Source organism: Lysinibacillus sp. JNUCC 51, assembly GCF_015999525.1.
GTDB classification, from domain to species: Bacteria; Bacillota; Bacilli; order Bacillales_A; family Planococcaceae; genus Lysinibacillus; species Lysinibacillus xylanilyticus.
On the sequence record NZ_CP065545.1, the window covers coordinates 415591 to 430541 of the forward strand.

Annotated in this window: 12 protein-coding genes and 1 pseudogene; 4 read left to right on the plus strand and 9 right to left on the minus strand. The window is 34.3% G+C overall.

What is annotated here, in order from left to right:
- Window positions 1-301: 301 nt before the first annotated feature.
- The 5 genes from JNUCC51_RS02385 to JNUCC51_RS02405 all read right to left on the minus strand — a co-directional run bounded on the left by JNUCC51_RS02385 (window position 302) and on the right by JNUCC51_RS02405 (window position 6131).
- Window positions 302-1111, minus strand: a complete 810-nt coding sequence (locus tag JNUCC51_RS02385) for a helix-turn-helix domain-containing protein (protein ID WP_337990663.1) — start codon at window positions 1109-1111, stop codon at window positions 302-304.
- Between the two features lie 33 nt (window positions 1112-1144).
- Complete coding sequence (locus JNUCC51_RS02390) at window positions 1145-2665, minus strand: aldehyde dehydrogenase family protein (protein ID WP_337990664.1); 1521 nt, start codon at window positions 2663-2665, stop codon at window positions 1145-1147.
- Between the two features lie 14 nt (window positions 2666-2679).
- A complete protein-coding gene (locus JNUCC51_RS02395; RefSeq protein ID WP_337990665.1) occupies window positions 2680-3225 on the minus strand; it encodes a hypothetical protein in 546 nt (181 codons plus the stop codon).
- A gap of 22 nt (window positions 3226-3247) precedes the next feature.
- Complete coding sequence (locus tag JNUCC51_RS02400; protein WP_337990666.1) at window positions 3248-5194, minus strand: primary-amine oxidase; 1947 nt, start codon at window positions 5192-5194, stop codon at window positions 3248-3250.
- Between the two features lie 466 nt (window positions 5195-5660).
- Window positions 5661-6131: a GNAT family N-acetyltransferase gene (locus tag JNUCC51_RS02405; RefSeq protein WP_337990667.1), complete on the minus strand. Its 471-nt coding sequence runs from the start codon at window positions 6129-6131 to the stop codon at window positions 5661-5663.
- A 73-nt stretch (window positions 6132-6204) separates the two neighbouring features.
- Between JNUCC51_RS02405 and JNUCC51_RS02410 the strand changes: the two are divergent.
- A pseudogene (locus tag JNUCC51_RS02410) lies at window positions 6205-6623 on the plus strand (transposase); the annotation flags it as partial.
- A gap of 85 nt (window positions 6624-6708) precedes the next feature.
- Here the strand turns inward: JNUCC51_RS02410 and JNUCC51_RS02415 are convergent.
- Window positions 6709-7800: a low temperature requirement protein A gene (locus JNUCC51_RS02415; protein ID WP_337990668.1), complete on the minus strand. Its 1092-nt coding sequence runs from the start codon at window positions 7798-7800 to the stop codon at window positions 6709-6711.
- A 762-nt stretch (window positions 7801-8562) separates the two neighbouring features.
- On the opposite strand from JNUCC51_RS02415, the gene JNUCC51_RS02420 reads away from it, so the two are divergent.
- Together JNUCC51_RS02420 and JNUCC51_RS02425 are read left to right on the plus strand one after the other, a co-directional pair.
- A complete protein-coding gene (locus tag JNUCC51_RS02420; protein WP_337990669.1) occupies window positions 8563-9606 on the plus strand; it encodes an ArsR family transcriptional regulator in 1044 nt (347 codons plus the stop codon).
- Window positions 9603-10817: an MFS transporter gene (locus JNUCC51_RS02425; protein WP_337990670.1), complete on the plus strand. Its 1215-nt coding sequence runs from the start codon at window positions 9603-9605 to the stop codon at window positions 10815-10817. The genes JNUCC51_RS02420 and JNUCC51_RS02425 overlap by 4 nt, the downstream gene beginning before the upstream one ends.
- 772 nt (window positions 10818-11589) lie before the next feature.
- Here JNUCC51_RS02425 and JNUCC51_RS02430 read toward each other — a convergent pair.
- Together JNUCC51_RS02430 and JNUCC51_RS02435 are read right to left on the minus strand one after the other, a co-directional pair.
- Window positions 11590-12135, minus strand: a complete 546-nt coding sequence (locus JNUCC51_RS02430) for a GNAT family N-acetyltransferase (protein WP_337990671.1) — start codon at window positions 12133-12135, stop codon at window positions 11590-11592.
- On the minus strand, window positions 12135-12683 hold the full coding sequence (locus JNUCC51_RS02435) for a cysteine hydrolase family protein (RefSeq protein WP_337990672.1): 549 nt from the start codon (window positions 12681-12683) through the stop codon (window positions 12135-12137). The genes JNUCC51_RS02430 and JNUCC51_RS02435 overlap by 1 nt, the downstream gene beginning before the upstream one ends.
- Window positions 12684-13081: 398 nt before the next feature.
- Between JNUCC51_RS02435 and JNUCC51_RS02440 the strand changes: the two genes are divergently transcribed.
- Entirely contained in the window at window positions 13082-13525 is a 444-nt protein-coding gene (locus tag JNUCC51_RS02440; protein WP_337990673.1) for an Imm30 family immunity protein, read from the plus strand.
- A 303-nt stretch (window positions 13526-13828) separates the two neighbouring features.
- Here the strand turns inward: JNUCC51_RS02440 and JNUCC51_RS02445 are convergent, their stop codons facing one another.
- Window positions 13829-14776: a stalk domain-containing protein gene (locus JNUCC51_RS02445; protein WP_337990674.1), complete on the minus strand. Its 948-nt coding sequence runs from the start codon at window positions 14774-14776 to the stop codon at window positions 13829-13831.
- Window positions 14777-14951 lie beyond the last annotated feature (175 nt).

The following is a 14951-nucleotide window of genomic DNA, read 5'->3' on the forward strand; positions in this document are numbered from 1 at the left end:
CCTCCTATACCATTCGCTAATGAGATGAAAAGGATACGTTTCTTTTTTGTACTTCCTTACAAAACAATTATCCAATTTAAAGGATTACTTTTAAGTCTGAGAGTATCTGTTGCAACTGAATCAATTATAAGAATTTTTATAGCTAATAGCATTTTTCCATAAAGTTAGGGTAGCGAATCGTTAATGTAGCTAAACTAATTGATATGTTTTTTTCTGGAAGGAATTATACTGTTCAAGAACAAATAAAAAACATACTAAAATTAGTATGTTTTTTATAAGAAAGAGTGAAAGATTTGAGGGACTAATAAGATAGATACTTTCGTTTTATATTTTTCCTACCTAAAAATTCTTTTATATATTCAGCAGGTGTTATTACAAGTAAGCTTTTAAAGTCTTTGTAATAATGTGAAGGATCATAGTAACCATATTGGTCAATGTTTACAGGTGTCTCTTCAAAAGAAAAATGTTGAAGTAAGAGTTGAATACGTATGAATTTACTGAGTTTTTTTGGTCCAAAACCTGTTTTTTTGTAGAAAAGTTCTCGGATATATCGCTCAGAATAACCTGTTTTATGCTGAATTACATCTGGTAAGAACAGCCCATTATTTTCAATAATAGAATCAAAACAAGTAGCGAATATTTCATCACCCAAGCTTTTTTCCTTTTTTTGAGAACAAAAATACTCATTACAAATCTGCACTCTTTGTTCGAAATCTCCTGCTTCAAAAACAGCTTGTATAAATTTAGAGTCTAATGTGCAGCCTGATTCAACATTAACAAACGGTTGTTGAACAATTTGTTTTAATGCGCAATTGTATTGAATAATTGTTTGTTTTGGATTTAGTCGAACACCAAAATATTTACCTTTTGGGGTAAATGAATAAATTCCACGTGTAGTCGGGGTATTACCTAAGACAACCTTTTGATCTTTGCCCATGTAAAACATTAAATCTTGGCAAGCATCAGGAATGATATGAATATCACTATTAATGCTTATTGGTTCAAACTCATAATATAAAAGTATTTCCTGGTTTAAATTACTGTTTGGAGTCATTTCTCTATAATACGTTTTTTGGACCAATTCAGGTTGGATTGGATAATAGCTACTCAATAAGCCGCCCCCTCACTTTACTCTTAGGTAAAATTAAAAGAATCCTTGCGCCTGTTCATTGTAACTAGCTAAGACACATTTAGTTGATTGATACGATTCTAAAGCTTTTAAATGATTTTCTCGACCGATACCTGACTTTTTGTAGCCGCCAAATGCTGCACCAGCAGGGTATTGGTGATACGTATTTATCCAAACACGTCCTGCTTGAATCTCTCGACTTGCTTTATAGGTAACGTTTGTATTACGTGACCATACAGCTGCCCCTAATCCATACATAGTATCATTTGCAATTTCAATCGCTTCCTCGAAAGTTTTAAACGTAGTCACTGCCAATACAGGACCGAAAATTTCTTCTTGGAAAATACGCATTTTGTTATCGCCTTTAAAAATAGTTGGTTTAATAAAATAACCATCTAAATTATCAAGGTGATTTTCGGCACCACCGATTAAACATTCTGCGCCATCTTGTTTGGCAATTTCAAAATAAGAAAGAATTTTTTTATGTTGTTCTTCTGATGCCTGTGCACCCATCATTGTTTCAAGTTCGAATGGATCACCAACTTTAATTTGCTTTACTCGTTCAATGGCTTTTTCCATGAAACGATCATAAATAGACTCATGGATCAAGGCTCTAGATGGACAAGTGCAAACTTCACCTTGATTTAAAGCAAACATAACTAATCCTTCAATCGCTTTATCTAGATAGCCGTCATCAGCATCCATGACATCTTCAAAGAAAATATTAGGGGATTTGCCACCTAATTCTAGTGTAACAGGAATAAGATTCTCAGATGCATATTTCATAATTAGTTTGCCGACATCTGTAGAACCTGTAAATGCTACTTTGGCAATACGTGGGCTTGAAGCTAACTCTTTTCCTGCCTCTGCACCAAAACCATTAATGACGTTTAATACACCCTTTGGTATTAGGTCTTGAATAAGTTCAACTACATATAAGAATGATACCGGCGTTTGTTCTGCTAGTTTTAAAACAACACTATTCCCTGCAGCAAGTGCTGGCGCCAATTTCCATGCTGCCAATAAAATAGGAAAGTTCCATGCAATGATTTGGCCAACTACACCAATAGGTTCTTGGTAATGATAAGCTACTGTATCTTCATCAAAAGGTGTCATTTGCCCTTGTTGTGCGCGAATGGCACTTGCAAAATAGCGGAAATGATCAATTGCCAATGGAATATCAGCATACATAGTTTCACGAATCGCTTTCCCATTATCCCAAGTCTCTACCCTAGCAATTTTTTCAAGATTTTCTTCCATACGATCAGCAATGGCTAGTAAAATACGTGCCCGTTCTGCTATAGGTGTTTTCCCCCAAGTTTTTTGGGCGTCATGAGCGGCATCTAATGCTAGCTCTACATCTTCTTTTGTTGAACGAGCTACACGTGTAAATACTTCTTTTGTGATAGGCGAAATATTATCGAAATACTCTCCATTTACAGGTGCTACCCATTCACCACCAATAAAATTGTCATATTTCTTTTTGAATTGAATGCCATATTCTTCAATATTCGGTTTAACATTTACCTTTACCATATTTATCGACCCCTTTAATGATGATTGTGATGCTGTTGTTCCTCTTTTACAGGTACCTCATTTTGAATCTCAAAACTACTTAGTACTAGTACACAAATCATTAAACCAGCCACAATGTATATATGCTTTGGAATGGCTTTTATAAAGATAGGAAACATCTCACGATTCCATACACCGATAGAAATGATAGCACTTACAATAAACATCATTGTAAAAAAGATAATACTTAACGTTAAATATTGTGTGGTCATTAAAGTTAGCATCGCGCCCATCATTGCTCCCATGAAACTAGATCCTGCACTTTCCATGAATAGGTGCATCGGTAAGCCTATTGATAGTAAATAGCCTAATGCTATAGAAATAATAATAGATGCTATTGCACCTAGTACCATATCGGGAAGCCAGGTAGCCATATTCATCCCAACAGCAGTACTCATTGTCATAGAAATCAGCATTATACAACACTTGGCCATGCCATGATTTGCAAAACGCTGTTTTAATAAACGGTTAGTGATTACCGTAAAAGTAACAATCACCAACATGCTTAGGAATGGTAGCATATAATCACTCCTTTAAAGAGGTTTATTGAATATGACAAGACGAAGTTGTGTGACACTTCTTCTCCGGTCTAGGGACGTCTATTGCTGGGTTTCGATCAAAGAATCCAACAGGTTTCAGTTGGAAATTAATGTATGCAGTTGGCATTACGGGCCAATCTTCTGGGCGCGGGATATGATGATGGCCCATTGTGTACCAAACAACGATATCTTCATCATCAATTGAACGGTTGTTCTCAACGTATTTTGGAAGTCCATCTCCTCCAGCATGTTGATTTGGATACATACCTGTTGCATATTTTTCATTTTCATCAAATTGCGTAACGTGTAAATGGTGTTTAAGGAAACCAGCACGTTTCATAACACTTGATTCTTCATGAGCAAATGGGAAGCAATTTTCGCCAGGCAAAATTTTATATCCAACAGGTTGATTCACTCGGTTAAGTGAGTTTTTATTAATAATTTTCCAAGTACGTTGTGTTTTTAAATCTAAATTACGTAAAGCTTCCTTCTCCGTTTTTAAGATACGTGAAAGAGGATAGAAACCATTACTATTCGGATTGTGCTCTCCCAATGTTTCTGAAACTGTTTCTGTTTCAACTACTGAGTTATTTTCACCGTCTAACATCGTATCAAGTCGGAAATTAAAGAAGTGTTGATGATGTGATGCGTTTAATCCTGGAGAAATCTCAGATCCATATTTTGTTTGGATGCCATCTTCACATGTACCAGTGCTTAAAATTCCTGTTAGCTTTACTTCAGCTTCAATCGTACCATCTTGGTAGAAACTCCAATAGAAACCGTAATCATAATTTCCAACTGTACAGAAGAATGAAATCACTAGTCGACGTGAACGCCTTACTTCTACATGTCCTGTACGCCAATCTGTATGTTTCCAACCAATCCCGTAATCTTCTTCGTGTAAGCAAATCGCATTTTTGATCGTACGCGCATTTCCTTTAACATCAGCTACAACACCATCAAAGTATTGAATTTCGCCTAAGCAGTCGCAACCAAGTTCTAACGAATTGGCTAATTGACCCATTCCATATTCACCAGCATCAAAGGCATTTTGTGTGTTATGTGAAAATGTTGGTTCACCATAAGGAACAACCATTTCTGATAATGCTGCACGATAAAGAACCGGACGATCCTTGCCTTTGTCATGGTAATTAATTGTGTATAATACAAGGCCCTCACGTGGTGTAAATCCATAGCGGAAACTCCACTTTTGCCATTTAATCAAATTACCTTCAATTGTAAAGCTTGGACCTTCAGGTTGAATGATTTCCAATGGTTTTAAGTCATTTCTAAACACAATCGATTCATCAACTTCAGGATGGTAATTACCTGATGTTGTTGGGATTGGACGTACCCCGTGATCTTCTACTTTGTAAACTTCCATTTTGTTTAGGTCTACATACGTTACAATACCTGTTAAAGGGTAAGCATATCCGTTATCTTCTAGTGATTTTTTTTGCCAGCAAATCGCACGAAGTAAGCGTTTACCTTCATGTTCCTGAATACCAAAATTCCCTGCTGACCAAGGATCCACCATGATTAAATCAGGATTGTCAATGCCACGTTTCTGTAAAGCTGCTACAAAATCAGGGTGGCTCTTTACTAATTCTTCGCATTGCTCAAATTCCTCTAAGGCTACATTAGGTTGTACGCCGGGAATATATTCGTAGGAATCAACTTTTTCTGAAGTTAAATTCACAACTGCTTCAAATGTTTTCAATTCTTTATCATCTAAAATCACTAAAAATACTTGGCGATCTACAGTATTACCTGGTTTGTAGTTTAGTACTTCTGATTTTTTAGGTTCATGTAACATCACTGACATAAATCGTACATGTTCAGACAACTGTTGCTGTTCCTTGACTATTTGAACAGCTTTTTCAATTTCTACTTCAGATAATGGTGATAATGGGTGTCTTAGCTCAACGTTTGGATTAACCTTTACCGACATTTTATCAACCCCTTATAATTTGTTCTCATTAATTATAATCAGAAAATTCGGTGAAGTTATTGTAAATAACGGCATTTTTACAGATAAGTTATTTTTAGCTATAAATATACAATATTTTCTACTTATCACATTCTTTATCCACACAAAGTACTAATTAGGCTGTTTGTAGTTCTTTTAAGGTTCTCCAAAATTATTTTTTTCTTTATACAAATAGGCAAGGATTTGAAGTTATCGCTCAGCTTATTTCTAAGTTAAAACAATAAATAGAAGGGTTATTTAGTAAGGCTGTTAATACAAAAAAACCAAGTTAATTCTACACATTTTGTAGATTAACTTGGTCTTTAGTAAATCCTTCTTTAACCAACCACCCTTTAGCCATCCATGTAGCTCAAAAACCAGCACTACATCACAGAAAATGAAAGATGATTAAGTTCTTTCATGGGAGTTTAACAAGCTATTTTGTGTTTTAACAGACCTTTTTATAAAATATAAGGGTTACGTTATCGTTTAATTTCTTGCTTCTTCCTGTTTTGCTATAACCCATTTTTTCGTATAAATAACAATTGCGTTCTTCCTCTAATATTGTAGCTAATTCCCACGTGGTTGCTTGAGGGAACATACCTTCAATTAAATTTATAACCTTCTGCGCTATCCCTTTTCCTTGGTGAGTAGGCAAAATAAACATCGGACTAATCCAAAACTGCACTTCTTCTCTCCAATGAACAAAGATAGCTCCCACAAGGGTATTGTCAGCTAATATCTTATAAAAACTACCATTCTGTTGATTTATTCTCGATATTACTCTTTCGATAGTTTCATTTGCTGGGTTTGTTTCGTAATCTTCATACTTATTCAACAAAGGCATAAAGGCTTTAACCTGAATATCAAAAATAGCTTGAGCATCGTTTTCAATTGCTTTTTCCAATCTAAGTTCCATTAATTTCACCTTCTTTATATTTATATTTTTTATTATTAAACAAGAATTTATTTTTTCCTTTTTAATCTGTGCCGTATATTCTAGTCTTGCCCTAAGCTTAGATATGTATATTAATATGCTCTTTGAATATAAAAACATCTATCCATGCTTGAAAATGAGATAGATGTTTTATCAAAAAGTATTGGAGAATCTAAGATTATCCGATCAATTCCCGGTATCGGAGAAAAAATCGCTGCCACGATTGTTTCTGAAATTGGGGAAATTGAAAGGTTTAATCATCCTAAGAAACTAATCGCATTTGCCGGTCTTGATCCAAGTGTCTTTGAATCTGGTACATTCAAAGGTACTTACAACCGAATAACCAAAAGAGGCTCTAGCAGACTACGGCAAGCTTTGTATATGGCTGTTAAATGCGCTATTCGTGACTGTCGAAAACAAAAAACAGCGGATGAAATTCTTCCTCATAATAAGAAATTACGGGCGTTTTATGATAGCTGTAATAGCTTGTACAAACAAACTCTTACAAAACTATAAATCTAATCTCTTTATGAAAATAAGAAACTACTTCCATAGTTGATTAAACAGTTGTTAACTTAGCATAGATAACAAAAAATACAATTAATTCTACCATAATTAAAATAGTAGGTACTGAAATGATTAAATTAAGACTAAAGAATCCAACTAAAATCCCTAAAAATAAACCTAAATGATATATTTTTAATCGTTGTTTCTTATATCTATATTGATGAAAAACAAATGAAGTTGATAAAAAGTAGAGTAATACCGATCCAAAAACAAAAAATAAAATAAAATAATAATTAACCTCATGCATAAACAATAATCTTATCGACGCTGCAATCATGCTTAAAGACATTAAAATGAATAGATGACCATATATAATCATTTGACCCGCTGTTTTTATAGATTTATTGACTTTCTTTTCTAAATTATCGAAGTATTGCCACCACATTGATATGATTAAAACAAATGAAACTATAGTAAATAAGATTGAATTCCAATCTCCTTGTTTTGGTTGAATTACAGCCAGTGTACTAACTAGAGTTTCACCGAAGAGAATGATAGTAAATAAACCAAATCGCTCAAATAAATGAGCTGTATTTGTAGGTACCATAACTAATCGATTTCGCCCAATAATTGGGATTAAAATATCCACAAGTATACCTGTATACAATATAAGATACCTAACCCATGAGTCAAAAAAGAGGGAGCACAATGAAATAATAATGCCAACCCAAAAGTACTTTCCAAAAAAGAGTGCAGCTTTCTTTCGAGCCCCTACCTCTGTCCGTTGTACAACAAGATATTGAATTACAACTAATGCCCTTAGTCCAATATAACCTATTAGAAAAGATCGATAATACGAATCGAAATCTACTGATAAACTAGCAATCATGATTAGCGCAAAGAACATTTGTAAAATTAAAAATATACGGTGATGAAATAAATCTTCCCCGTAGCGATTGATAAACATTGTTTGTCCTACCCAAGCCCACCAGATGGGAATAAAAATCAGTACAAACTTTAATAGATAGTCCGAATGGATGTACCCTTTTTCAACATGAAGCAAAACATGAGTTGCAGTAGAAATAGCTGCTACAATTAGCAAATCATAAAATAGTTCTAACCAAGTGACCTTTTTGTCTTCCATTTTTGTACCAATCCTCCACTATCATTAATTATTTTCTAAAAAATAGGAAGACCACATTAACTGCATCGAATAGATCGGAATGCTATTCCATTTGAATTGTTTTTTACATTCCAAACAGTTTTGTAACCCCTTAAAACATCACTCCTTTTGCACCATAAAACTCAGGATACTTATTGATCAATACTGCCACGTTAGTCTATGTACATTTCTTCACAATTTCTATAAAAATTTTAATATCCACTTTAATATAACAAATTATCAATCTCCTGTATTGATTATATAATCATTGTAATAGGTTTCAATCACACAATATTTATACCTTTTTTCCATATTCTTAAAATTTGCTGTTCAGTAGTTAACTGGAAAATTCAATTTAAGGGTAGCAAATTGAGTATTATATATTGAAGCTGTATCCATTACGAATATATCCTTAAATTTATTGGTATTAAGAAATTTTGTAACGAGTTAACAATATCTTCATATGAACAAAATAAAGAACTGTTCAAATAAACCTTTAACATTAGTCCAAACTGTCGTCCAATCTGGTCCTTTTATGAAAACGAGCGCTGATCCTTATTACAGAATTGCGCCCTTTAATGGAATAACTAAAATACGAGCTTTTTTACTGTAAAAATCTCCCTTTCAAGAACGAAAGGAAGTATTTTGTTACAAGGGAGCAAGCAGAAATTTAAATTCCAAATTTATTGAATAAAAAATTCTAATATATTAGAATATAGAAATACATAATAAGGAGGCTCTTTTATGAAACACCTTTATTCTCCATATCCAGCTGAAAGCATTTCCTTACAAGTAGAATCCTCACCTGTTTGGGAAGTGATACTTGGTATTGCAGGGTTCACACATGGACAACTTCGACATACATTCGATTTAGATGAAAAGTGGATATCAGAGCAAGATTCAATGCCTTCATCATTATTAAAACATTTGAAGGTAATTGAGGAGACCAATTTATGGTATGGACTGATTATGCTTCAAGATAAACTATCTGCATTATCTGTTCAAGATTTTTCGAATCAACTTTCAGAAATTCCAATTGCTCGCTTTTATGACATACTTTTGCCGTACAAAGATCGGAATACAGAGCCTATAAGAAAAGCGACAGCCACTGAACATCATCGAGGTGAATTATTTGAGAAGTATGCGACATATTTTGAAAACCATGATTACTTAGGTGGGTATGTGCGTAATCTTAGTCGTTATACACAACAAGAAATTTGTGACCTATTCAACAATACATTGGTTGAGTGGTACATGTGGGTAAGTCAACAAGAAGAATGGGAAAAATGGACTCATGCGCTTGCTTTTGAACAGAAACAATACAAGTCATTGGATATAACAAATCCTATTGAGGAAATCGAACGAATTACGGGTGGAATCAAGTATCTCCCTGAACCTTCTGTCTGGAATGTCAAATTAATTCCACACGTATCTTATCGTCCTTGGATCTTAGAAAAACGCACACCTGATACTAAACTTTTCTTTTATCCTTTAAAGGAAGAATATTTGATAGAGCCTGGTGTTCCATCAAATGAGTTAATTCGTGGTCATAAGGCCTTAGGGGATGAACTTCGATTGAAATTGCTTTATCAACTTCTAAAGGGACCTTTATCACTTCAAGAGTTGAGCGTGCAGTTTAATACATCTAAAACAACACTACATCACCAACTTTCTATATTGAAAGCAGCAAAGTTTATTCGTGTTGATAAAGGTATCTATTCAGCAAATCTAACGCAGATTAACGCTTTTTCTGGACGACTCACTCAGTACCTGGGGGTTCACAAATGAATAAGTTCTCTAAGTCATTTAAAGCACTTTGGATAGGTGAAATTGTATCTGAATTTGGTGGAGCAGCTGGAGGAATCATTAATGGATTGTTACTATATGAATTGACAGGATCAAGGGAATGGATGGGTGTACTTTGGCTTGTATATTTTATCCCCTCTTTAATTTTGCAAGGCATTAGTGCGCCTTTCCTAAACCATGTTGTGAAGGAGAAAATGCTTCAAAACATACAGTTGATTCGTGCTGGAGCCTACATCCTTCCACTTGTTGGTTATTTAATTGGTACAGACGTGGGAACCATTTTAGGATTAGTCGTTTTACAATGTTTGTTAGGCTTGATGCAACCAATTTACGCAAGTCTATCTTTTTCACTTCTACCAGAAATTTGTAAAGAGAAGGAACTTGTCGAAGCAAATGCATTACTAGATGGAACTATTCGACTTATGAGTTTTATCGCTCCTGGAGCAACTTCATTATTGCTGTTGGTCAGTCCTACACATTTTATATATGGATTTTCATCTGTTATGTTCCTCATCAGCTTTCTCGCACTTTCACGTATCCCTCAATCAAGTAAGAAGAAAGTGGCAACTTGGACAAAGAAATTTTGGTGGGCAGAAATGAAGGAAGGCTATCGAACATTCTTTAAATATCCAAATCTTTTTCGACTTACCATTCTTTCTTCCACGGTACAATTTGCGGTTGGAGCTACGATGGTTTTAAGTATTCCTTTTATACGAGGAGACCTTAATGGTCATTCTTGGGAATATGCGATCTTTTCTGGGTCTTTCCCAGTCGGTTATGCTGTAGGTATGGTACTACTTACGAAGTTACCAAAAACTTATCAAACTATGTACCTCGGTTTAATAGGAGGAGGTCTTTCATTCGCACTCTTGTTTTTTGTAAATTCAGTTCCTATTGCATGGATGTGTGAATTGTTTGGAGGAATGGTATTTCCTTTATTCAATGCTCAAAGTGCAGCAATTTTTCAGCGTGAAGCTCCTAGAGATCGTTTAACCCAACTAAGTGCAGTTCGATTACTATTCATTCGAGTTACCATGCCATTAGGGATATTGTTTGCTTCCTCAACATTTTTAGATTTAAGTACACGTCAAATATATGCGATTGTTGGTATGTTAATTGTTTTACCTGGATTATTTCACCTCCTTGCTTCATTTTCCCAACCAAATAAAGATTTACTTACAAATAAAAAATAAAAAACAAGTAAATGTAGCTTTAGAATACAGATTGATCAAAAAATTACCTTCAGACTTTATTTATCAGCAAATGCAAAAACTCCATTTTGAAAAAAGATTGATCAAAATGGAGTTAATCTTTATCTAACTCTATATTTCAACAATAACACCCATTGAAAACGTTACTCAACAATCTGGTCCGATTGTTAAACAACAAGTTAAATAACACTCCTCAACTAACCTGCCTCCTTAGCACAAGAAGCGATTGCTCAATAAATATTATTCTAGCTATCCATAATTAGTTGCTCCCACTCACTTAAGTACATATACGTTTTGTAATTTTCTTAGGATTTTAAACAAGTAATTCCCCTTTTGTTACGCCTCATAAAAATTGTTAGTTTTAATCCTCAATTATTATGCTTCTTTCGCTACAAGAGACTTTACCTTTTTACATTGATTCCCCGCTGCTTATTGTAAAACCATGTTTCAAGTACGGATAGGTGACCATATTCTTTTTTTCAAATTGATTTACATAATCACTAGTAATCCATCAATCTATTTGGAAACGATCAGATGGTAGACATCCATTTAGACCGTCTTCCATCTTGCCATAATAATTCTCAATATACGTATCACAAAATCAATGTAATTTAGTTATTTTCAAATATGCATTACGTGTTTGCAAAGGATCGTATGTCCAGGTCATTTTTTCGTAGCAAATTTGAAAAGCGAGTTGTTTTTGTTATAAAAAAACAGCTAAGCACCTATTTGCTTAGCTGGGTTTATATTAAAATTATGCCTTAATTCTTCCCATGACAATCGTATTATAATAGTTGCCATCTGAAAGAAGTTTATCATTTTTTAAGACGCCTTCAACTTCAAAGCCAAGCTTTTTATAGAGCAAAATCGCTTTGTCATTTGTCTCTATAACATTCAAAGCCATTTTTTTAATATCATTAGCGTCAGCCCACACTACCGATGCTTTCAAGAAATTTTTTCCTATCCCAAAGCGCCAAAACTCCTTTAATACACCCACACCGAATTCTACTTTGTGAGCAATTCTTTTTAATGGAGACCCCGCACATCTAGAAAATCCGACGATTCGATTATCGACCACTGCCACTAAACACAAATTCCTTGGACTTTCTGTGTCTTTCTTAATGATCTCTTCGAATCCTTTCGTATCGATAAAGTCCTCCCCTTGTTCTCTATCGAAGTTTTCCGTTTCACCATCAAGCTGTAACCTTAAATCTGATAGTGCTTGGGCATCATCGATATTAGCGGATCTAATTGTATAATGAAGTTCATTTACATAAAATTCTTGGCTGTTTATGAGCATTATTGAACCCCCTCTTTACTTCGTATTAAAAAAGAAAGTGGCTGAATTTTCACGAATCGATTGTTCCAAACGGACTCGTGGTGCTTTATAATTTGCTGTGCATTTAAAACGTGACTATCTAGTGTGGTATGTGCACCTTCAACTAACATATTTTGATGGTATCCGCGGCTATAGGCATTTCGGATGGTCGTTTCAAGACAAAACTCTGTTTGAGCACCAGCGAAAATAAGCTGCTCAATTTGTTGCTCCTGTAAGTATTGAGCCAACTCCGTTTGATAAAATGCATCCCACGTTGTTTTTTGAATTACTTTATCCTCTGGTTGTCGTAAAAGCCCGTGATATAGATCCCAGCCTGGCTTGCCAAACGCAAAATCGTCGTCTTGATTTGAATCCGTATGCTGGATAAAAACAATCGGAACTTCGCTGTGCCGTGCCCAAGTTATTAACATATTAATGATTTCTAATACTTTTTCATAATTAAATAAGTAGTTTTCACTATCCAAAAAGAAGGCTTCCTGTATATCCACTATAATTAGAGCTTGCTTCATTCTAGTTCTCCTTTAAGAATCTGACTTTAATTCTCTCATTGTACAGAAATTCGCATTCCATTTAAAGAAAATTATGAGAAATGATGTAGTTTTCCCACAATGCGTCTAAAACAACTTACCGAACTATAGCAATTGTATTGCTCTTTTAAACAATGGGACATCTTTAGTGTGTGTATGCCATTCATCTAAAAATAGAGGATAGCTCCAAAACATAAGCACTTTTTGCGTATTAGATAAAATTTTTAAATTTGAGGAGTTCTTCTAATGAAAATATAGGGTTAAAGTTTTAAATCAATTTTTTTTAATTCTGGAATATGTAATGTAGATTCAAATTTAACCATGATCCTGTTCATATGACAAAACATATTCTTGATAAATGCAAGAAAGGATAATGACAAATGCACAAAATTGCAGAAATGCTATGGCTTTTAAACTCCATAGAGGAATTCGAAACATTCGAAACTACACTAGCTCAAGTTGATCTGTCAAATCCTGCGTTGGTTTATGATTTTTGTCTCGTTTTTGATGATGAAACGGAATGCCCAGAGGTTATGTATGGTTTGATTCATTGTATTGAAGCATTCGAGTGGAAGGATGCACTAAAACACGTCATGTTAGCCACTCCGCGAATGATGGAAAATGCCGCAGAATGGGCAGATACAATGCATTATAGAATTCTAAATCATGATCAATCTCTTATATGGTACAAAGAGTATCTCCATACATTTGAACCAAATCAGAAACAACCTCTTATTCAATTACTTCAATCAATTAGCCGAGGTGAGCCGGACCGGTTTAAAGATAAAGTTGACGAAATCATAGGAACGTATTATAAAATTTGATTCGTTTCAAGAAATGATTAAAGTTTTGAGTCGATCACAGGTAGGGGGAATAAACCATATGAGTGAAAGATTAACCTATGAGCATTTTTTCAGCCTAATTTAGAAAATTATTTATAAAACCTTCTTATACTCCTTCCCTATTAGATGGCGTTAGCATTTTATTATTCATTTACAGATATTATGAATAGTTATTTCAGAATAACTAAAATTACTCTCAAATACACATAAGTCTAAATAAATCCAAATGAATACACACGAAAAACCCCCTCTATAGCAAATGCCATGAAGGGGGTAAACAACATTTTATTTCATTAATTCTTCAACAAATTCAACTGGTACATATGTTTTTGTTGGTTCTAATAAAGCTGGTGCTACTTTAAAATAACGAAGTGCTTTATTATAGCCATATTCTTTTTGATCACGTGTAATTGTATAAGATAATGCGCCTTTAGAGATAATAGCGCCTTTTCCTGTTGATTCTACTTTAAAGCCTAACTCTTCGGCAATTAAACGCAGTGGTACCATTTTAGTACCTTCAACCACATAAAAGTCATTGTTAATAATCTGTTGTACAGCAGCTTTAGACGGATCCGTTTCACCAGGATCAACCTCACCAGGTTTTTGTCCGATTGTATCTAAAACGACAACTTTAGAAGGTGGTGTTTGTGCTGGGATACTCATCGTTGCAATTGTATAGAACACTAATAAATGTTGTTCTGCTAAATCCTTAGCTTTTACTTTTTTACCCGATAGGCTAAGTAATTCTGTTTCTTTACCAACATTTAGTTTTAGCGTATTATCAGTATTTACTAATTCTTTATTGAAAAAGTCTACTTCTACAGTTCCCATTTCTTTTGTTTCCACAATAATTACCTCTGGGTTATATTGTGGTGGATAAATCATAAGCATTGGCTTATTAGCATATGTGTATGCCGTTACTTTATCACCTTTTTGTAGTTTAACTTCTTTACCAGTATTATCGTAAACTAGTGTATCGTTATTTACGACAAAAACATTTGTATTTTCGTCCGCTTTAACAGTGTAATATGTTGAATCCTCACGTTTTTCAACATTCTCAATAGTTCCAGTTATTTTAATAAAAATAGGTTGAACTTGTGGATTTTGCTCATTATTATCAGTAGCGTTCGTCACAACCGCTGCTCCTTCGTTTGCTGATGCAGTTGGAGCTACTACAGCGCCCCCGATTAATAATGCTGACATGGCAAATGGTACGACTTTCGTCATTTTCATAAAAAAGCATCTCCTTCATTTCACGAATTCAAAGTAGTAGTCGATCATAAAAGAAAAAGGTTACAGCATTGCCAACATTTTTTCATTCCGCTAAAAAAAGCCGTGATTCTTTTAAGATGAAGAATCACGGCTTTCACTTATACTATTTGAATGAGTATTTTGTTCGGTTCGTTCC